Consider the following 20,744-nt stretch of genomic DNA (forward strand, 5'->3'; position numbering starts at 1 on the left):
TTAGAGTGCGAATACGGCTTCTAAACCGTTTTCATACGGCTCATTCAGTTGTTCAAAGGAAAGACGGATTCCTTCTTTTTGAAATTCTAATACTCGACTTGCATCCGTCTTTCCAACCGGATAAAATTTGAGCCCGGCCGTCTTGGTTTGTTTTTCGATTTCTTCTTTTTGAGAAGAACCAAAACCCACGAGAACACAAGTGGAGGTTTCTCCAAAAAGAGTCAGATCGAGACGATCTTGTTTTAGGGAAGTCAAGTCTGCGGAAATTCCGAGTCCGGAGAAAAGAACCGTCTTGGAAAGTGCGATCGCGATTCCTCCGAGCGAAAGATCTCTCGCCGATTTCAAAATTCCCTTCTCGTTTAAGGTAAGAATCAGGTCGCAGAGAGCCGATTCTTCTTTGATATCGAGTTCGGGAATCGCGCCGTTGACTTGTCCGTGAACTTTTTTTAGATATTCGCTTCCTCCGAGAGAAGGACGAAAGTTTCCGAGGATCGCGAGTTCGATGTCCGCTTCCTTTGGGAAATTGGAAAGAAGTTTTGTTTTGTCTTGGAGAATTCCCACCATTCCGATCGTCGGCGTCGGGAAGATCGGGCCTTCCGGAGACTCGTTGTAAAAGGAAACGTTTCCTCCGGTCACCGGAAGTCCGAGAAAACGACAGGCGTCTCCCATTCCTCGAATACATTCCGAAAACATATAGTAGTTTTCCGGAATATAAGGATTTGCGAAATTAAGATTGTTAGTCACTCCGAGGGGACGAGCTCCGGTAACGTAGACGTTCCGAGCGGATTCGCAAACCGCAAACTCGGCGCCCTTATAGGGATCAAGATAAGTATATCTGGAATTACAATCGGTCGCGGTCGCGAGAGCCTTGTTCGTATCGGGAATCGAAGAAAGCCCGCCGTCGAGTCCGGGGCCTATGAGTTTTACGAGTCCCACTTCGCTGTCGTATTGTTCCGTGATCGGTCTTCGGGAACAGACGTTCCAAGAAGAAAGAATCTGGATGAGAACGTCCGTCGCGTTCTTCCCCGAAACGACGTCGGGAAGAGAATCCGGTTTCCAAGATTTTACCGCGTCCAGATAAGAAGGACGTTTGATTTCCCGTTCGTAACGGGGCGCTCCTCCGCCTAACACGAGACATTCGGCGGGAATATGAGCTTTGCGGATTCCACCCATAAGAATTTCGATATATCCGTCGTCCGTGATCTCTCCGATCTGAACCGCATTCAAATTCCATTTTTCGAATATAGATACGAGTTCGGCTTCTTTTCCTTTTTTAGGAACTACCAACATTCTTTCTTGGGATTCCGAAAGCATCGCTTCGTAGGCGTTCATTCCGGTTTCTCGAAAGGGAACAAGATCCAAGTTGATCTTCATCCCGGTTTTTCCCTTCGCACTCATCTCGGAAGTAGCACAGGAAATTCCCGCCGCGCCCATGTCCTGAATTCCGATCAAAAGTCCTTTTTGAATCGCTTCGAGGCTCGCTTCCATAAGAAGTTTTTCCATAAAGGGATCTCCGACCTGAACTGCAGAACGTTTGGATTCGGATTCTTTCGAAAGATCTTTGGAAGCAAAAGAAGCCCCGTGGATTCCATCTCTTCCCGTCGTAGCTCCGACGATATAAACCGCGTTTCCGATTTGTCCGCCGGTGGTCGCGCTCGCCATCTGATCGTGACGAACAATTCCGACCGTCATCGCGTTTACGAGAGGATTTTTGGAAAAACATTCATCGATAAAAAGTTCTCCGCCGGAAACGGCGATCCCGAGAGAATTTCCGTAGTCTCCGATTCCTTTGACGGCGCGAGAGAGAAGATATTTGTTTCGAGGTTCGTCGGGATTTCCAAAACGAAGGGAATTGAGAGAAACGATAGGGCGAGCTCCCATCGTAAAAATATCTCTCATGATTCCACCGACACCGGTCGCGGCGCCTTGGTAAGGCTCCACGGCCGTCGGGTGATTGTGACTTTCGATCTTAAAGACCACGGCAAGTCCGTCGCCGATGTCCATGGCTCCCGCGTTCTCTTCTCCCGCTTTCGCGAGGAGTTTATCCGAAGAGGTCGGGAGCGTTTTCAATTTGAGAATCGAGTTTTTATAAGAACAGTGTTCCGACCACATGGCGGAAAAAATTCCGAGTTCTGTGGAGTTCGGGATCCTTCCGAGGATGTCCTGGATTTTTTGAAATTCTTCTGCGGTAAGCCCGTGTTCCAGGGCGTCTTGTAAGGAGACGGCGTCTTTTTCCATCGATTGCCAGTATTTTTTCCGAGTCGCCCTCTGAAAATCAAATATTCCGATAAAATCATCTGAGCAGTTCCAACATGGATTGGATGGAAAGACTTTTTCAAGGGAAGGAATCCGAGGCCTTTGCTGAAATCGAGACTTTGTGAGAGTTCCCACACAAAAGAAAAGCGGATCCGAATTCCCACGAGGTCCTGGGTGGTAACGATCAGCCTTTTGGTTTTAGGAGTTCCTACTTTCGCGAAAGGGAATCTGAATTCTTACAAAGATCCATTTGTGGTCCGGGATTTTTCCTCTCCATGAAAGAGATCCGACCTTCGGTTCCTAAAAAATCACAGGAAAATTCTCCAAAACAAACTTGGGATTCAAGCGTTTCTCCGGCCTCTTCCAAAAGTAGGAACTCACACTTTCCATCTTCACTTCGATCTCAGGTTGGCTCGGTAAAACCCGATTCTTCTCAGAGAAAAAAATTTAGGGGCAAAGACCCAATGCAACAAACAAAAAACAAAAAGAGGAAAGGAAAACCAAATCCCAGGATTGTAACGAGAAGCCTCTTCAAAACGAAAATGCAGAATGCACCAAAAACCTCTTGTAGTGCCGCACCCCCAACATTCCCAATCCAAGAGAAAGCGAAATAAGCAGAGGGGATAAGGATCGTAAATGAATTCTTCCGGAATCCAAAAAAAGATCGCGGCTCCCGCGACCACGAAAAGAAAACGAAAACTTTTTTCAAAACTTCGGATCCGGACAAAAATCCCATGCCCTTTGTATATGAGTTTGGATACAACCGGCATGGGAAAAAACTAATTCCTTGTAATTTTGTTTCCTTTCGAATCTTTGAAACTTCCGGTAAGAATTGTGATCAAATCGATCAACGCCCAAAGTCCACAACCTCCTCCGGTAAAAAGCATCAAAACGGCAGTTCCGGTTTTACCCGTATAAAAGCGATGTGCGCCTAAAACCCCAAGAAAAAAACAAAGTAAGAATGTGGTCATCCAGTTTTCTGAAACTCCTTCGGTGCTCCCTTTTTGACGGACTCCGCACTTCGGACAAATTTCGGCTTCTCGTTTGATCGCGGATCCGCAAGAACCGCAAAAAACTTCATCCATATTTTTTTCCCTAAATTCACTCATTAAAGCTACTCCAGCATTTTATAATATTTAATTTAGAATCCTATCCGTCTCAAGTGTTTCAAAACGAAGGATTCCGTAGACTTATTTTGGATAAAATAGTCAGGCTTAATCTTTAAATCACAACTAACGTAGATCCCGCGCCTTCGCGCCGAAAGAACCTTTGCGATTTTCTCCGCTCGTTCTATTGTTTAAGAAGTTCGAACGAAGAAAGATTTGATTCCGAGAGCGGAATCGTTTTTTATTTTTTCTTTTTGGGGAAAATGGAGGGTGATTACGTATTGGACATTGAAATAGAAAATCATCTTCTTTATGTTTCCGTGATCTTATCTGAGCAAAGTTCGCAAACAATGCAAACCCAAGCTACGGATCAGGATATCATACATTTGATTTCAATAATCGCTCGTTATAACTTGAATTTAAATTTCTTCAAAATGAAACCGAAAGAGTCGTTCTTCTGGATCCGAAAATAGTACATTAGAATTCATTAAAATATTAAAATTGGCTTTCACATAAAATGAATCCGCGCGGAAGAAAATTCGACAGACGATCGAAAGGAAAGAATCGCCGAAGAAATCGGAGCTAAGAGCGACGTTATAGAATAAAAAATGAGAGGACTTTTTTGGGGAGATCCCTTTTTTAGAGGATGATCCAAAAGCTTTAGATCTGATTTCAAAACTTAAAACAATCGCGAAAAATCGCAACGATTCGATAAAATCAAACCATTGAGAGACGGGTTCTCACCTGATGTATACGGCAAATAAAAAATTACAAGGTAGTTCCATTTTGAAGAGGATCTACTAAAAAAAAGAAAAAGAATTATCGTTCTTTTCGAAGGGAAAAAACTTCCAACTCTCTCACAAACTCTTTTGAATTTCCCTGAATGGCGTCTAGATCGACGAGAAAGTATTGAACCACGTGCATCCTCACTTTTAAAAACAAATAATGCTTTTTAGGAACTACCTTTAGCAATTCCTCGGGAAGAATTTTGAGTTCCCCTTTTTCGTCGGAAATTTTCAGCTCATTCTCCGAAATGGAAATTTTTCCACTCGTGTCTTGAAACCGAATTCTTTTTAAAAAAATAAAAGGCCTCGCGATATAATACAGACCGAAAATTCCGAAAAACAAAGGGATCACATAACGGTCCGTATTCTCAAAAAGAAAAAATTCCAAAACGGAAAGGATCAAAAGAAGAAATGGTAAAAATCTTCTTTGAAACCAGAGAATGGGTCGGTTGTAATAACCGAATAAATAATTCTTCTTCTGACGTTCCACGTTCAATACATAAGAATATTCCATAAGCGACTCCGTAATTTCGACATCGTTACGATGGAAACGTAAGAATCAACACTTCTCTCATATTTTTTTGTTTTGGAAAATTTCGGAAACGAATTTTCGAAGACTTATTTTTGACAATGAGTCAGAATGTATTCGATCAAAATCGGTCGGGGTTCGCCGGAAGAATTCTTTCTCATCCAACCTCCATCTCCCAATTCCAAAATTGACAGATCACAGATCGGCTCTTCTCCGGAATTTTCGCTCTGGACGGATCTAAAAATAAATTTCCAAAAATGAAAAGGCGTTTGAGGGGAATAGAAAATCCACCCGAAAAAATAAACGGAATAAAATATAAAAAACAATCCAAACACTATGTATAATCTTTTCATTTTACGTTTTCGTTTTACCTCGGAAAGTTAAGTCGTATAAAGTAATACGAAAACTCAAAATTTTTCCGCCGAAGTTTTTTTCCAAATCGTCTTAAAAATCATCGAATATTCGGGATTTTTAGTCTTTTCCCAAAATTCGTCCTTGTTCGCATTTTTGAGAAAATGGATCCCTCTTCTTCAAATGAATATTTTTCATTTTTGGGAAATAAGAACCCGTCCAAAAACCGCAACAGAACGTTGCAGCTTGCTCTTTCGGATAAAGTAAAATTGAGTTACTGCGCCAACGAAAGCTGAACGCCGAGTTTCACAAAAATGTAGGAACTCCAATCGTCCATTAACAATAGGACCGTTCGTGTGTAGTGTAATCCGGGAGAGCTCCCGCGTTTCCGATACCAATCTCACGGAGTGCCGTTTTAAGGTTTTTGGAAAGATTCCGATTTCAGAAAATAGAAAAAGGAAGTTATCGTATAAATTCCAATATCGATATGGGATCAAGATAAGAATTCAATATCTTCTACACATGAAAAATTTCCGTCAGGATAAAGCGGAACTTTTCACGTCTCTCTTCAGCGGCGTTTTAGAATTACAAAATAAAAATCAACCAAAGACGAATCCCATTCTTATCAAATCGAATAGTAGTTTCTTCGATAATAGAGTAAGGGACGCAAAGAATCGTCGGAGCCGGCGGAGATAACCCTTCCGATCACGATCGAATGATCGCCCCCGTCCACAAACTGGTCCACTTCGCATTCTATATAAGAAAGAATATCGGGAAGAATCGGAATCCCTAATTCTCCCTTTTTGCATTCGAGTTCTTCGATAAGCGCGTGTTTGTCGGTCTTACCGGACGCAAATTGATTGGAGATCGAATCTTGGTCCTTAGCCAAAATGTTGATCACGAATTTTCCTTCGTTTCGAATCGGATCGTGACTTGCGATATTTTTCTGCAAACAAAAAAGAACCAAAGGAGGATTGAGGGAAAGAGAACTAAAACTGCTTACGGTAAGACCGCTCTGTTTCCCAAGATGAGAATACGTAATGACGGTGACACCGGAAGGAAAATGAGAAAGCGCATTCTTAAAAACTTCGTCCGTAATTTTCATGAGGTCGATCTTAAAAACGGAAACGTCTTTGTCAACTTCTCATCGAAACAAACGGAGCTTTGATACGATTTTCATCTCAATCGAAAATTCTAAGATTCTGTTTCGTAAAAAAGGATCTTACTCTTCGAGATTGTTTTTTTGAATCGTAATCGGAAGTAGAACGGTACGTCGCGGAAACGCTTTCGAGCAAGTCGGTTTCTTCGGAATATTCTTCCAATTTTATCCGTTGTCCGATCGCTCTTCATCTTTTCGGAAAGTTCCCAAAAACGGATAAAGCGAATTGACAACTTCGATTCCGGGAAAAATAATCAGAAGAATCTCGAAATGATTCGTATTCTTCGTTAAAAATTTTTACGCCTGAGGATTGTTATGCGAAATCGGTTTTTCTTAATTCTTTCCCTTTTTGTTTCTTCATTTTTTTCCATTTCCTGTCTTTGGATCATTCGTCCTTCCGGAAATTATTCCGAATACGAAAGACCAAAAGAACCGGATTATCTTCTTTTAAACTCTTGGTCGGCCCTTCCGCAAACCAAAGACGACGCCGACAAGGTTCCTTCCGAATCTTCTCTTCAAGACAATCAAAACCGGGCCCTCGTCGACGTCTTCTTTATCCATCCTACTACGTTTTACGGAAGAGAATGGAACGCTTCTTTAGATGACAAAAGGGTAAACGAAAGAACGGACGAATCCACGATTCGGCAACAAGCCAGCGTTTTTAACTGTTGTGCAAAAATCTACGCGCCTCGTTATAGACAGGCCACTCTTTATTCTTTTTTGGACGCAGAAAACGGAAAACTCGCTTTAGAATTAGCATATCAAGATGTACTCAAGTCTTTTGAGACGTATCTCAGAGAATGGAACGGAGGAAGACCTTTTATCGTCGCATCTCACAGTCAGGGAACTCATCTTGCGATCCGACTTCTCCGGGAAAAGATCGATAATTCTCCCCTAACCGATCAACTCGTCGCGGCGTATTTGCTCGGAGGCGCGGTTCCGATCGGTTCCTATAAGAAAATTCCGATTTGTTCGAGCGCAACTCAGACGGGTTGTGTGATCAGCTGGAGAACTTTCGGAGAGAAGGCGGAGGTTTCCAAACTTCCTCACGATCTAAAAGGGCCTTATATGTGCGTCAATCCTATCAGCTGGAACGCGGACGAACTCCCCGCGAGCGCGGACTTACATCCGGGAGGAGTAAACGGAAAATTCAAAACGATCGAACCCAAACTTTGCAGCGCCCGTTGTAGCGACGGCGTCGTTCGAATTTCAAAACCGAACGCGTCCGGTTTTTCCCGTTGGTTCGGTGAAAACTATCACATATTGGATTACGGAATTTTTTATCAGAATATCCGGAATAATCTTCCGGAAAGAATCGAAACGTTTCTTAAATCAAAGAAGAATTAGATTCTCAAATCGAACTGGACTTTAACGCCGCTTCGTTGACGATCGAATATGAATAGGAGAATTCAATGACTTCCCTCGAGTTGGAAGCTAAGATACAAGAATTTAAGAAGATCGTCCCCGCTGAAATTACGATCACTCGTTGGGAACATTCTCTCAAGGTGGCGGAAATCGCCAAAGAGTTGGCTATCATTCATTCAAAAGACGAAACGGACCTCGCTTATCTTGCCGGAATCGTTCACGACATCACCAAACAGAAGACTCCGGAGTTTCACCTAACGTTATTCAAAGAATCCGGACGGGCCGAATTGGAACAACTTCCTTCCGCCGCTTGGCACGCCTATTCGGCGTCCATCTATCTCAAATCGCAATACAATCTAAAAAACGAATCCGTACTTTCGGCGGTTCGAAATCACACTTTGGGGGCTGAAACCCCAGGGCCCTTGGATTTAATTCTCTACGCTGCGGATTTTTTAGGATCCGATTACGCAGAAAAGAACCCGTTGTATCCGGAATGGAGAGAACAGGCCCGTAAGAATCTTTACATGGGAGTTCTTTGCAAAGCGAAGAATACGATGTTGGATTTGATTTCGACCAACAAAAGGATTCATCCTAGAACGGTCGCGACTTACAACCTCGCAGTTTCAAAATGTTAAACGAAGTAAAAAGTTTCCTCTTTTATCCTTTGTCTATTCTCATCAAATTGTCGCCGGAATGTAATATAAATCAAACCGATAAAGCTTAGCATACGGTATTTATTTAGGACATTGAAAAAAATCTCGAAGACCGATTAGACAGAATCCCGAAAGAGGTTCCGTCGTATCCGGACTCCGTCCTAAAGAATTTCGAGCCCGATTCTTATCAAAACAAGCGTGAAAACGGATTAAAAGACTCAGATGCGATTACAAAACGGAAAATTTTGGTTTTATTTATTCATATATTCTATTTTTTTAATATTCGGTCTCGGATCGTTCCCGCTAATCGATTGGGACGAAAACATCTACGGATCTGCGTCCAAAAATATGTTTTTATCTGGAGACTATTTTAGAATCAAAGTCAATCAACAGTCGTTTTCGGAAAAACCGCCCCTCTATTTCTGGCTGACCTCGTTTTTCTACGTCATTTTTGGAGTCGGTGAATTCGCGACACGCCTGCCTTCCGTCTTGAGCGGAATCCTTTCCTTCTCGGCGATCTATTTTTTCGGTAAAAAAATTGTTTCCGAAAAATTCGGACTCGTTTGGGCGATGATTTATTCCTCTTCCTTGTTACCTTTACTCTTATCCAGAACGGCTTATATCGATCATCTTTTTAACACCTTTATTTTCATTTCGATCGTCTCCATTTATCTCTACGACGTCGAAGCGGAACTAAGAAGCCGAAACCGGTTCTTGTATCTTACGTTAGCCGCGCTTTCTATGGGAATTGCGACGCTTACAAAAGGACCGTTGGGAATCGGGATTCCGATACTTTCCTTTGTCGCAATGAGAATTTTCCAAAGAAAATTTTCGATATCGATCTTGGAAACTGCGACCGCAGGATTTATCTGCATTCTTACGATCGGCATCTATTATATTACCGATTATATATTGCACGGAGACGAATTTATCGGCGGATTTTTAGAATTTCAAAAAAAACTTCTAACCAAATCCTTGGAATCCCATACTGGTCCTTGGTTTTATCATTTTATAGTTGCGTTAGTCGGCTTCTTCCCATGGACGCCTCTGCTGATCGGGTATTCTCTTAAGGCAAACCGCGCTCTAATCGAAAGTAATAAACTCAAAGGTCTTTTTTACAACTTCCTCGCCTGGACGATTTTTGTACTCGTTATTTTTTCGATCGTTCAAACGAAACTTCCGCATTACTCATCTTCGATTTACTTTCCACTTTCCTTTTTCGCGGCTTATCTGATCTTCAATCAAAATGGATTTACATCGGATCCAAAAACCTTAACTCCTTTTATCGAAAATGCCGAGCCGCAAGAACCTGTTCCGGTTTCGGGAAAGGTTTTTATAAACTCTGCGAGAATTCTTTTCTATTTGTTCGGTTTTGTATTCTTTGTCTTGTTAGTTTCGCTTCCTTGGATTCTAAACTTCGCGGTAAAGAGTTACGATTTCATTCAAACTTTCGGAGGCGGATATTCTTTCGAGATCGGCGTCCTATCTTTTTTACCGGGTTTTATCTTCGCCCTGGGTTTTATCGGAAGCGTTTATAGACTCAATCATACCACATTTAAGTCAAAGTTCGGTTCTTTTATAATTCCTCTTTGGTTCGCGATGCTCGGTCTCGGAGTTTCACTGTCGATGCTCATCGCTCCGAAAGTGATAGACATTCTTCAAGGAAGAATTCTTCGATTAGCGGACGTCGCCTGGAAACAGGAAGGAGATCTTGTATTTTACAAATATCTTTCCTTTTATCCGTTCTTCTACCGCGATAAGCCGATTTTCGTCATCGGGAGTTATAAGTTCCGAGACGACGAATTCTTATTAACGAATTCAAGAACTCAAAAAACGTTTCTTCTGACAAATAGAAACAGCGTATTGGAATTGAGTTATCTCTATCCGAAAATCAAAGTTGAAGTGGTGGCGAGTGAAGGGAACCTAGTCCTGCTCAAAGTTATCTATCTTTGATTCGATCCTTTCCATTTTAGAATTTGTAGTTCGAAATTGAATCTTTGGATCTTTGAAACCGTATGCAGAATCAAACCGATCGAAAGATTGATCAGCGACACGATCATCAAACCCGTAGCAAGAATCGCCAATGGTACGTGATAAACGTATCTAAATTTTATATAGTCGAGGATGGACGGAAGACCGAAAACAATCGAAGCGGTAAAAGAAACAAGGGATAAAAATCCGAAAAAGTGCATCGGCTTGTAATCTTTAAAAATCCAGAGAATGTTCTTCACAACGGAATAACCGTCGCGAATCGTATTCAACTTGGAAACGCTCCCAGCGGGACGGTCCACATATCGAACCGGGACTTCGGAAATGGAAAGTCGTTTATCGAGCGCGTGCAAGGTCATTTCTATTTCCAACTCGAATCCTTTCGATAAAATCGGATAGTGGCGGACAAAACGGTCCGAAAAAACCCGATAACCGCTCATCGCATCTTTGAGATGCACCGCGAAAAGAAAATTGATCAGTCGAATGACAAGATAATTGCCGAACGAATGAAATCTTCTTTTGTTTTCCAGTTCGTAAATTCCGTCGCTCAAACGATCGCCGACGATCATATCAAAGTCGCCGTCTTCCCGAGCTTTTAACAACTTGTGAATTTCCTCCGCAGGATACGTCATATCCGCGTCCACCATCACGTAAGAATCGGCATACACCTGAGAGAATCCCTTACGAATCGCATTCGCCTTTCCCTGTCTGGACTCGAAAAGAATCCTTCCTTGAATTTTATGTTTTTTGAATGTTTCTTCTGCGATGATTTTGGTGTTATCCTTCGAATTATTGTCGATCACTATAATCTCTGCATGGGGAAGTTCCTTGTAAAAGGAAAGAATTGTATCTCGAATGGTAATCTCTTCGTTATACGCTGGTAACAAAATTGCAACTTTGTTTTGAATTGGCATATTCTTACTTCGTTTGTAATAATTTCGATTCGAACGTGGAAAGCGTTCAAACTCAAAAAGAAAGAATGGACAGAAGCCAACAATTCATTTTCCTAAACTGTAAATTACAATTGCCTAATTTTCCGTAACCAAAAGGAAACATAAGAATAAAAAATGGCCTATCAAAAATCGGAAGTACCCGTCGAATGCCAATCGATGAAAAAAGTATCGGGAAAAATTCTCTATATATCTTTGCTTTTAGTGTGTTTGGCCGTCTGTTTCAACGTATACACTTCTTTCTCATTCAGATCCGATTCAAAAAAACGGAATTCGATCGTACGTCCGGGCGGGCGGACTTTTGAAGACCCTTATAAAAACAAGTTACCGCTCAAATGGTTAAAAGCCTCCTTTCACAATCACACGAACGAAGTGTGGTATACCCCGGGAAGAAATAGCGTGGAAGAAATTCAAAACGCCTATGTTAAACACGGATATAAAATTCTTAGCTTCTCCGATTACGAAAGAATCACGCTTCCAAAAAACCCGAAGATCGCCCTTCTTCCGGGATTCGAATGGGGAACAAATCTTAGAAAAAGACATCTTCTGGTGCTCGGACCTAAAAAGGCTGAATCCGACCCTTTTCCTTTCTACGCTTCGATTTCAAATATTCAGTGGATCATAGATCGTTTTTCCGACGAGGGTTCTTTTGTTACGATCAATCATCCGAAGCTCAACTTTAGTTTTTCGGACGAGATGCTAAAAGACCTCAATCGTTACGATGCACTCGAAATTTTCAGTCCTTTTGGAGATCATCTCGAACTTTGGGATAAAATATTAAGCGAAAAAAAATATCCGTTTTGTATGGCATCGGACGATCTTCATTATCTCCCCAAGGACGAATACGAAAACGCAAAAGCGAATTCGTATTTTACGATGAGAGACGCCGTTTCGCTTTTATATCAACCGGAAGGCCAATCTTTGACACGTTATGTGCTCTTGAATACGGAAAATTTAGAAATCCGAAACGTGCTCGATTCCCTCAAATCGGGAAACTACGTATGTGTAAAAAAATACGATCGAGTTTTAAAGGATCCGCGGCTCGTCGACCTGGGAGTCGACGATAAAGACAGAGTATATTTTGAATTCGGGGAAAATGCGATGCACGTTCAATTGATCGGGAAAAACGGAATCGTCCTAAAGGATCTCTTCAATGTAAAAAAGGGATTTTTTAAAATCCCTTTCCAAGAACCGCATGTTAGAATCCAGATTTTTTTTCCCACCGCACTCGTCGTCAGCAACACGTTTTACAAAAAGAGAACTTCTTCAAAGTAAATCGATGCCGATCCGGATTCAATCAAGCGGATCTTTGATCCACGGCTCTTCCGATCGAAAACGCGATGATCGACATAGTAAGATAACCGAATCCGATCTGGATAAAATAGTCGGGAACGCTCATCTTAGACATCGGAAGCAAAATTAAAAAGTCCAAACCCCAATTGATAATCAGCCAGATTAAAGCTGTAACCAAAAGTGTAGACAAAGTTTTTCCCGAAATTCTGATTGCGAGTGAAGCAAGCAACAAACTCCCCGTAAGACTGCCGACAAGAATCATAACGGTCTTAAATAAAAAAATATCAGTCTGCAACTTTCCGTCCCTCGTATAGAACGGAATCGCAACCGCGAAAGGAATCAACCAGACCAAAAAGCCGTAGCTCAAAATTCTAACCAAATACTGTTTCATTTTTTTCTCCTATCATCCATTTGATGGACGTAAAATCGAATTTCGGAATTTAAGACTTTATTTCCGCAGTGTTTACATTCAATCTTTATTCTATTCTGTTTTTTTCAAAACCTTGTAATCGGATCGTTTTTCGGAACGAGCCGATAACTCCGAACGATGGGCCTGATACGAGGTCAAAAGCGAACCCGGAAAAAGAAGTCTTGAGACCATACTCAAAGTTCCGGTCGAAACCCGTAACTCTTCGGGTTCCATTTCTGAGTCAAAGCGAGAACATTCAGTTTTCATAATTCTTCTCCGAATTTTTCCTTAAAGTAATTCCCCCAGTGCGGACGGCTCCCGTCCAAATCGGTAAAGTCGTATTCTTCCGATAACTTCCACGTGCTCGTGGAGATTCCGGTTTTTGCAAAAATATTCTTATCTCCCGCAAGAGAAACGACGGCACGACCGATATAAGCGGGCGTTTCGGAAACGATAAAGTGAGGCTCTTTTTTTGTTGCATCCTTCCAATTCTCTTCACGAACCCCAAAATGATCCAACATCGCCTCCGATCTTAAAAAACCCGGAGTTAAGGATAAGGCGGTTATCCCGAAGGATTTTAATTCTTCCGAAAGACAACGAGAAAGATTGATGATCGAAGACTTTACCAAAGTATAATATAGATTTCCACGATAACGATAATCGATTCCATCGGTGATCTCCAAAATAAGACCTGACCGGTTTCGGATCATCAGAGGCGCTGCAAAATAGTTAGTGTTCAGATGAGACTCCAAACAGGTTCTTTGAACCTTGATTCCGTTTTCCAAAGAGTGTTCCCAAAATTTTACATCCCAGCGAATATATGGATCTCCTCCCCAAATGTCGTTGACTAGGATATCCAACCTTCCTTGTTCTTTATCGATTCGAAGAGCGAGCTCCCGAACCTCGTCCGCCTTCGTATGGTCGGTTTTAACCGCGATTCCCTTCCCTCCGTTGGCGTTGATAATCTCCGCAGTTTCTTCGATGGTTTCCTTCCGATTCATTTCCGAGGGAGATTCTCTCGTACTCCTTCCGGTGACATAAACGCACGCTCCTGCCTCGCCTAACGCAATCGCTATGCCGCGTCCGGCCCCTCTTGTTCCTCCCGCGACCAAGGCAATCTTACCTTCTAAAATTCTATCTTTCATAGTTCCATCTTAACCCAAGGATGATGACAATTCCTGTCATATATCTCCGAATCGATTTGTTAAAATCCGATTTTTTTTTCGATCTCAGGTCATTATAAAAAGAAATACATGACAGAATATGTCATGTATAATGTATTAGAATCGGAGTATGCGTGCGGATCGATTGCTCTCCATTCTACTTCAACTCCAAGCCAAGGGAAGAATTTCCTCCAAGGACTTGGCGCGCAAACTCGAAGTTTCGGAAAGAACCATTCACAGAGACATGGAGGCTCTGGGCGCTTCGGGTGTTCCCGTTTTTGCGGAACGAGGATCCAAAGGCGGTTGGGAATTATCGGAAGGTTATCGGACCAATCTCACCGGAATGAAAAAAGAGGAAATTTTTTCGATGATTCTTACGAGCTCGACGCGTATCGCCTCCGATCTTGGAAGAAAAAAAGAATTCGATTCCGCCTTTATGAAATTTATGGCCTCTCTTCCTCCGGCCTATCAAGAAGAAGCCGAGATGATTCGCCAAAGAATTCATATCGACGGAGCGGGATGGGGAAATTGGAAGGAAGAATTTCCGTTTCTCCCTTTGTTGCAGGAAGCGGTCTGGCAGAATCGAAAAGTGATTCTTCGTTACAAATCGGACGAAGTCTCCAAAAAAAGAATCGTACTTCCTTTAGGTCTTGTCGCAAAAGGAAAGGTCTGGTATCTCATCGCAAAATATGGAAAAGAATTTAGGACCTTTCGAATTTCAAGGATTCTCGAAGCCCAACTCGGAGAACCCTTTGAAAGACCGAAAAAGTTCGATCTGGAAAAATATTGGCAGGAAAGCACACAGGCCTTTTTTTCAAAAATTCCAACTTATTCGGTTTCCATCAAAATCAAATCCGAAGTTCTGGATCGGCTCAAATCGTTTACTTACAATTGTATATTAGAATATCCTACAATAGACGACAATTGGATCGAGGCAAAAGTGAACTTTGAAACGAAGGAATGGGCCTTACAGCATATTCTAGGTCTCGGAAATTCTGCGATCGTATTAGAACCTAAGGAACTAAAGGAGGCGATCACCGCTTCCGCGGAGAATATTCTGAAATCCTATTTGACTTCGTAAACCCCGATCAAGTTCTCCTTTCCTTTTACTGAAACTTTTCCCAATTCTTGAAACGTGTATTTTTTTCGATTTCGAATCTTATGATAACTTTCATCCGATAAAAGAATATCCACTCCGTATTCCTTGGTAAGACCTTCTATTCGAGAAGCGAGATTGACCGCGTCTGAGATTACGGTCCCATCCATCCTCTCTTTCTCTCCGATCGTTCCCAGCATCAAAACCCCCGTGTGAATTCCGATTCCAATCCGAATCGGATCATAATTTCTTTCCAAACGGCTCTGGTTGTGTTCTTCCAATTCCGATTGCATTTCTTTCGCAGCTTCGAGCGCGTCGTCCGGCGAATCGGGAAACAAGGCCATAATTCCGTCTCCCAGATACTTATCCACAAAACCGCCGTGTTTTCGAATGATAGGCCCCATTCTTCCCATATAAGAATTTAGGAAATCGAAATTATCTTTAGGTGTCATCTTCTCGGACAACTGAGTGAAGGATCGGATATCCGAAAAAAGAATCGTCATTTCCTTTTGTGTCTGATCACCCAATTCAATTTCCGTAATATTCTTTTTCCCGAGAAATTTCAAAAATTCCAAAGGGACAAAACGACTGTAGGATTGGTTAGTTCTCGTAAGATCTGCCGATAAGTTTTCAATCGAGACGAATGCCGCGGAAAACTTCAAAGAAAGCATATAAGACTGAGCAAAAATAAATGAAAAGAGTCCGATCGGAAGATAATATCCGTTACTGACGATAGTTTGACTTTGTAGAATATCGTTGATCGCGGACGCGATCAACGCCAAAACTCCGATTCCCGCGATGATCGCCCCGTCTCGTTTTCTATAGATAAATCTCCCCAACCAAAAGAAAAAGAAAGGTATGTAGAGAAGAAGAACTCCTTGGTAAGGAATCAAGGTCAGGGCGAAAATTTTGGTGGGAAAGAACAAAATGATAAGCGAAAAGAAACCTACGATCGCGGTTGCGATCTTTGCAACAAGCGGAGGCATATCTCCCGGAAAAATGCTGTCCATGTATTTATGAAAGATCGGCCACGCTAAATAAAAGGAAAGATATTCCAGTTTACTTCCCAATTCCCAAGGTATTCCCGGAAATTTCTGAAGAAAAAATCTTTCTCCGGTCGTCAAAAGACGAACTACGATGACAAAACAAAATAAACCGAAGAATAAACTCGAATTGTCTTTTCTACGAAGAGAAAAAAGACCGAAGTGATAGAGCGCCATAATCGCGATACTTCCAAAAAGAAACATCTCGGTTGCGGAACGATTCTCCTTATCATCCTGAATGTTCTTTTTACTGCCGATACGAATCGTTTCCCAAATCCCGCCTTTGAAGTGATGAAAGTTCGAAACTTCCACTTGGATAAGGACTTCGTTTCCGGAGGATTGAAAATCGATATAACGGGGAAGATATTGCGGCCTGGAAGTGTTTTCATCGGTTCCCACAACCCCGCTTCGGATTAATTTTTTTCCGTCCACCCAAATCGCCGCAGCAGTACCGACGTCCTGAAAACGGAGTCCGAGAGGATTTTGATTGTCGTTTAACAAAACCTTGAGAGTAAAAGTTCCGTATCCGTAAGCGGCCGTTGAATCGATCTCTTCGATCTCTTTGTAAGAATTCCAATTGTCGGGCACCGATACAAAATAAGTTTTTGTATCGGAAACGATCGTATTCGGTTTAGAAAGAGAGAGTTGTTTCCATACAAAGGACCATTCTCCGTCCAGTTTGACGATACCGTCCGAATTAAAGTCCCAATCCCTCAGATCCAAAACTCCTTTGTCGGCGCGAGGAGGAATTTTGGAATTTCCGGAAGGCCCGCAGAAGTTGAAAGTTAAAATCCAAAACGCGAAACAGACTCTCAGAAAAAATGATTCTTTTCGTTTTAACATTTCGACCTCGTCTTTGATCCTACTTTTATATTTTCAAAATGGGAAATGACGAAATAATCAGGAATTCATTTTCATTCAACCGTTTACTAAGAGTGGAAATAATTTTCTTCATTCTAACCCGTCTTATTTTTAATTCTTAACTCTTTCGATCTCCTGAAAAATTTCGAAAATACGATTGTACGAAAGATATTGCCAACCTGGACGCGCGGAATATTGCGGCGATCGGTTTTATTTCGGAAGGATCGTCGCTATCGAGGCGACGCGAAGATCGAAGATTCGGCGGGTTTTCAACGGAGATTATAAATTCCTAATACGGAAACGCGAAAAATATTACCGGCAAACTCATCGTATTACACAGGCGATCCAAAACACGAGGACGAACCGTCGATCTTGGATAGAATTTACTTTCAGCTTACTATTCCAAAGTCGAAAATGAAATCGAATGTGCGAAGCCACTTCCCCTCAGTTATTGTCATTTGAAAGAAAGCGGGCCCGTTGGAACAACGGACGTCTTCGTTAAAGGATCATTTTTTATTCTTAGCTTTCGGCTTCTGATCGACCTTTGGAGAATGGTCGTTCTCCAAGATCAATCCGGAACAAGGCGGAACCTTAAAAAGATCAAATTCATTGTGATCGTATACGTGAGTCGAAAAACGATACTTTCTGCAATCGGTAGTATTGTTAAAAAGACGTTCTTTTTTTCCGAAGTTGAAAATCACCATCTTCCGTTCTTTATCGGCTTCCCGGATATAAACTAGCATGTCCTTGGGAACACCTTCCTCTATCAAAGTCAGGCTGCCTTCCCGTAAAGCCTTACTCTCGTTTCGGAGATGAATGACTTTTCGATACACGCTCAAAAGAGAATCCTTGTCTTCGGATTCGGAGCTTACGTTTCGAACCTTATAATTTCCGTGAACACGAATCCAAGGTTTTGCTTTTTTAGTCGTAAAACCCGCGTTCGGGGAATCGTCCCATTGCATCGGAGATCTGGCCCTATCTCGGATAATGATATCGGCCAAACCCAAAAACTCGGAAAGTGTATCGCCTAACCAGCGATAGATTCTCGCGAGCGGATCCTGAGCTTCCGTAAGTCTGATCGTTTCATTCGTCATTCCGATCTCTTCGCCGTAATAAGTGACGGGAACTCCCCTGGCTGTGAACTGAAACAACGCGACCAGTTTTCCTTTTTCCAGGTTGTTGTTGATCTTACGCATATAACGTCTTTGATCGTGATTCCCAAAAACGTAAGTGGGAGTATAAGGAGCAGGATAGATCTCTTCCATCTTTTTGACGATCCCTTTGAAAAAACTCGTTTTGAATTTTAACATCAGGGTTTCAAAAAGAAAGATCAGATTGAGGCCGTCCCTTTTTTCACCTAAGTAACGTTTGATGGTGTGATCGTCGCCCGCGACTTCGCCGACCGAAAAACGATCTCCTTCAAATTCTTCCAGAACCGCTCTGAGTTCTTTGGCAAACTCGAAGTTATTCGGATGATTTACTGTATAAAGTCTTCTCTGAAAATAACCGTCGTGATCGTTTTCGGTGACAAGATATTTAAAACGAAACGGATTGTCCCGGAAATGTCTGTCTTTATAGATTGCGTGAAAGATATCCAAACGAAAACCGTCGACCCCCTTTTTAAGCCAAAAACGAAGAACGTCGAACATCGCCTTTTTGACTTCGGGATTGTAGTAGTTTAGATCCGGTTGGAAATCCAAAAAACTCGCGCAATACCACTGATCGGTTTTTTTATCATATTGCCAGGCGTTCGGAGTGACAAAGGAACTCCAGTTGTTAGGCGGTTTACCCTTACTTTTTCCGTCCTTCCAAATATACCAATCCCGTTTCGGATTGTCCTTGCTGGAACGCGATTCTTTGAACCATTCGTGTTCGTCCGAGGTATGATTCATCACCATATCAAAGACGATCTTCATTCCTCTTTTATGAACTTCTTTGATCAACCTTTCGGCGTCTTTGAGAGTTCCATACTCGGGAGAAATCGAGTAATAGTCGCTAACGTCGTATCCGTGATCTCTCTGAGGACTTTTGTAAAGCGGCGAAATCCAGAGGGTTTCAAAACCCATATCCTTTAGATAATCTAATTTAGAAATGATTCCGGCGATATCGCCGATCCCATCTTCATTCGTATCCGCAAAGGAACGGGGATAGATCTGATAAATCGTGGTCTTTTGCCACCATTTGTTCGTTGGAATTGTGGATTTCTTTTTGGATTTTATAGAACTCATATCACTTCATCTTTAATGGAATCAAAAATCTTAGAATGGAGGTTGTCAAGACGGTATTCGCAAGGATTCATTTTGTTGACCACGAAAGACGTTGGCCTTATTTAGCGGGGATTCTCTCTTCTACGCTCGGATTATAAAAAAAAGAACAATCCACACTACAATGAGAGAAATTCAATATGCTTGATCGCGTTAGGCGAATTTTACTTTTAGCATTGGTTTTCGGAAGTTGCATTTCGGCGCCCGGCATTAAACTCTCAAAAAAAAATCCGCCGATTAATCACTCTAAAAAAGCGAACATAATATCCGGGTTTTTCGGATTGGACAATACCTTGCCGTTACGATCGATTTATTTATGAAAAGACGCTCCTGGAAAAGACGGAATGCCCGTCGTATTCTCTCATGAGATCGATCCAACAACCCTGGATGTTTCCGATTTCCAAATCGTAACAAAAAAAGGAGATCTGATTTCGGTTCCATTGCAACCTTCCGTCCCTCATTGGAAGAATTCGAACTCAGAACGATTCTTTTAATCGGAGAATTCGGAAATTCCCCCGAGAACGAGCCGGTCAAAATCAGAATTGTAGACGAGTTAAAAAGCCGGGACGGACAGGCCAGAAGGTGAACGTAACTTCGTTGGCGGAAGGCCCGCTCCTAAGTTATGCGGAACACTTCAAAATAGATTCGGATTATCCATACAACGAATCTGGACGCGGGGCCGATTGTCCCAAATCCAAAACCGTTTCGGATGTAAGAATCGTTTGTGCGGATGCGTAAGGGCCTTGGACGGAAAAGAACTCGGAGACCGGGAATTAGCCGTTTTAAAATCACATTGTTAAACGAAAAGAAAACTCGAATCGTTTTTCCGTTTCAAATAGAGGATAACGATAATAAGATCGACCTTTGTATCGACCAGGAAGGAACTCCGATCGAAGCGGAACAAAACACGACTATCGATCCGAAAAACGATCCCAATCCGATTACGAGAATAAAAATTTTGAGCCGATGGTAATTTTTAAATCAGAATTTTTCGACTTGACAAAAAATCTCATTTATTTCGATATCGAAATAAATGAAACACGAATTTGCGATTCATCTGCTATCGAGAACTCGGGATCGAATCCAAAAATTCTTAACCAAAGAATTCGAAAAGGAAGGGATCAAAGACCTTGTTCCGGCCCACGGAGGAGTTTTATACGCGCTCGGAATTTCGGGAGAAATGACGATGAGCGAACTCGCCAAGGTCTTGGATCGAACCAATTCTACGATCACGGCGCTTTTGGATAAGATGGAAGAATTGAAATATATCAAAAGAATTCAATCCAACGAAGACGAACGAGTGTTTACCGCCGTATTGACCGCAAAGGGAAAAACTACAAGAGAAGCGGTGATTCGAGCTTCGCAGAAAACGACTCAAAAATTATACAAGGGATTTCTTCCCGAAGAAAAGGAAACCTTTGTTGGTCTTCTGGAAAGGATGTATTCTAATTTTGAAACGTAAGACTGATTTT

General features: G+C 42.0%; 20 protein-coding genes. 9 read left to right on the top strand and 11 right to left on the bottom strand.

Features of this window, described 5'->3' with window-relative positions; translation table 11 throughout:
* The 5 genes from purL to JWG44_RS19725 all read right to left on the bottom strand — a co-directional run bounded on the left by purL (position 1) and on the right by JWG44_RS19725 (position 6,132).
* A complete protein-coding gene (gene purL, locus JWG44_RS19705; protein ID WP_205276769.1) occupies positions 1-2,238 on the bottom strand; it encodes a phosphoribosylformylglycinamidine synthase subunit PurL in 2,238 nt (745 codons plus the stop codon).
* A gap of 410 nt (positions 2,239-2,648) precedes the next feature.
* Positions 2,649-3,026: a DUF2752 domain-containing protein gene (locus JWG44_RS19710; RefSeq protein ID WP_205276770.1), complete on the bottom strand. Its 378-nt coding sequence runs from the start codon at positions 3,024-3,026 to the stop codon at positions 2,649-2,651.
* Positions 3,027-3,035: 9 nt separating this feature from the next.
* The gene (locus JWG44_RS19715; protein ID WP_205276771.1) at positions 3,036-3,365 is read right to left on the bottom strand and encodes a TM2 domain-containing protein; all 330 of its coding nucleotides are present in this window, start codon (positions 3,363-3,365) and stop codon (positions 3,036-3,038) included.
* Positions 3,366-4,181: 816 nt separating this feature from the next.
* Complete coding sequence (locus tag JWG44_RS19720) at positions 4,182-4,661, bottom strand: hypothetical protein (RefSeq protein WP_205276772.1); 480 nt, start codon at positions 4,659-4,661, stop codon at positions 4,182-4,184.
* Positions 4,662-5,652: 991 nt separating this feature from the next.
* Positions 5,653-6,132 (bottom strand): flavin reductase family protein, encoded by a 480-nt coding sequence (locus JWG44_RS19725; RefSeq protein WP_205276773.1) that lies wholly within the window; start codon positions 6,130-6,132, stop codon positions 5,653-5,655.
* Between the two features lie 369 nt (positions 6,133-6,501).
* Here JWG44_RS19725 and JWG44_RS19730 point away from each other — a divergent pair, with 369 nt between their 5' ends.
* The 3 genes from JWG44_RS19730 to JWG44_RS19740 all read left to right on the top strand — a co-directional run bounded on the left by JWG44_RS19730 (position 6,502) and on the right by JWG44_RS19740 (position 10,157).
* Positions 6,502-7,533 (top strand): DUF3089 domain-containing protein, encoded by a 1,032-nt coding sequence (locus JWG44_RS19730; protein ID WP_205276774.1) that lies wholly within the window; start codon positions 6,502-6,504, stop codon positions 7,531-7,533.
* A gap of 65 nt (positions 7,534-7,598) precedes the next feature.
* A complete protein-coding gene (gene yqeK, locus JWG44_RS19735) occupies positions 7,599-8,186 on the top strand; it encodes a bis(5'-nucleosyl)-tetraphosphatase (symmetrical) YqeK (RefSeq protein ID WP_205276775.1) in 588 nt (195 codons plus the stop codon).
* Positions 8,187-8,552: 366 nt separating this feature from the next.
* Positions 8,553-10,157, top strand: coding sequence for an ArnT family glycosyltransferase (locus tag JWG44_RS19740; protein WP_232371757.1), 1,605 nt, complete (start codon positions 8,553-8,555; stop codon positions 10,155-10,157).
* On the opposite strand, the gene JWG44_RS19745 is transcribed toward JWG44_RS19740, so the two are convergent.
* Positions 10,148-11,107 (bottom strand): glycosyltransferase family 2 protein, encoded by a 960-nt coding sequence (locus tag JWG44_RS19745; protein ID WP_205276777.1) that lies wholly within the window; start codon positions 11,105-11,107, stop codon positions 10,148-10,150. The two genes, JWG44_RS19740 and JWG44_RS19745, sit on opposite strands and share 10 nt — an antisense overlap.
* 153 nt (positions 11,108-11,260) lie before the next feature.
* Between JWG44_RS19745 and JWG44_RS19750 the strand changes: the two genes are divergently transcribed.
* Entirely contained in the window at positions 11,261-12,418 is a 1,158-nt protein-coding gene (locus JWG44_RS19750) for a CehA/McbA family metallohydrolase domain-containing protein (protein WP_205276778.1), read from the top strand.
* Between the two features lie 22 nt (positions 12,419-12,440).
* Here the strand turns inward: JWG44_RS19750 and JWG44_RS19755 are convergent, their stop codons facing one another.
* The 3 genes from JWG44_RS19755 to JWG44_RS19765 all read right to left on the bottom strand — a co-directional run bounded on the left by JWG44_RS19755 (position 12,441) and on the right by JWG44_RS19765 (position 13,990).
* A complete protein-coding gene (locus JWG44_RS19755) occupies positions 12,441-12,827 on the bottom strand; it encodes a hypothetical protein (RefSeq protein WP_205276779.1) in 387 nt (128 codons plus the stop codon).
* A 90-nt stretch (positions 12,828-12,917) separates the two neighbouring features.
* Positions 12,918-13,112 carry a hypothetical protein gene (locus JWG44_RS19760; protein ID WP_205276780.1) on the bottom strand — a complete coding sequence of 65 codons (195 nt, stop codon included), beginning with the start codon at positions 13,110-13,112 and terminating at the stop codon, positions 12,918-12,920.
* The gene (locus JWG44_RS19765) at positions 13,109-13,990 is read right to left on the bottom strand and encodes an SDR family oxidoreductase (protein ID WP_205276781.1); all 882 of its coding nucleotides are present in this window, start codon (positions 13,988-13,990) and stop codon (positions 13,109-13,111) included. Before JWG44_RS19765 ends, JWG44_RS19760 begins: the two co-directional genes overlap by 4 nt.
* 148 nt (positions 13,991-14,138) lie before the next feature.
* Here JWG44_RS19765 and JWG44_RS19770 point away from each other — a divergent pair, with 148 nt between their 5' ends.
* Positions 14,139-15,089: a helix-turn-helix transcriptional regulator gene (locus tag JWG44_RS19770; protein WP_205276782.1), complete on the top strand. Its 951-nt coding sequence runs from the start codon at positions 14,139-14,141 to the stop codon at positions 15,087-15,089.
* Here JWG44_RS19770 and JWG44_RS19775 read toward each other — a convergent pair.
* Both JWG44_RS19775 and JWG44_RS19780 read right to left on the bottom strand, forming a co-directional pair.
* The gene (locus JWG44_RS19775) at positions 15,074-16,990 is read right to left on the bottom strand and encodes an adenylate/guanylate cyclase domain-containing protein (RefSeq protein ID WP_205276783.1); all 1,917 of its coding nucleotides are present in this window, start codon (positions 16,988-16,990) and stop codon (positions 15,074-15,076) included. The genes JWG44_RS19770 and JWG44_RS19775 overlap by 16 nt on opposite strands.
* A gap of 524 nt (positions 16,991-17,514) precedes the next feature.
* Entirely contained in the window at positions 17,515-19,236 is a 1,722-nt protein-coding gene (locus JWG44_RS19780) for an alpha-glucosidase (protein ID WP_205276784.1), read from the bottom strand.
* Positions 19,237-19,616: 380 nt separating this feature from the next.
* Between JWG44_RS19780 and JWG44_RS22370 the strand changes: the two genes are divergently transcribed.
* The 4 genes from JWG44_RS22370 (at position 19,617) to JWG44_RS19790 (ending at position 20,734) form a co-directional block, all read left to right on the top strand.
* Positions 19,617-19,766, top strand: a complete 150-nt coding sequence (locus tag JWG44_RS22370; RefSeq protein ID WP_232371758.1) for a DUF4505 family protein — start codon at positions 19,617-19,619, stop codon at positions 19,764-19,766.
* 88 nt (positions 19,767-19,854) lie between these two features.
* On the top strand, positions 19,855-20,010 hold the full coding sequence (locus JWG44_RS22375) for a hypothetical protein (protein WP_232371759.1): 156 nt from the start codon (positions 19,855-19,857) through the stop codon (positions 20,008-20,010).
* 55 nt (positions 20,011-20,065) lie between these two features.
* A complete protein-coding gene (locus tag JWG44_RS22380; protein ID WP_232371760.1) occupies positions 20,066-20,245 on the top strand; it encodes a hypothetical protein in 180 nt (59 codons plus the stop codon).
* Between the two features lie 60 nt (positions 20,246-20,305).
* Positions 20,306-20,734 carry a MarR family winged helix-turn-helix transcriptional regulator gene (locus JWG44_RS19790; RefSeq protein WP_205276785.1) on the top strand — a complete coding sequence of 143 codons (429 nt, stop codon included), beginning with the start codon at positions 20,306-20,308 and terminating at the stop codon, positions 20,732-20,734.
* Positions 20,735-20,744 lie beyond the last annotated feature (10 nt).

Origin of the sequence: Leptospira ainazelensis (assembly GCF_016918785.1) — a bacterium.
GTDB lineage: Bacteria > Spirochaetota > Leptospiria > Leptospirales > Leptospiraceae > Leptospira > Leptospira ainazelensis.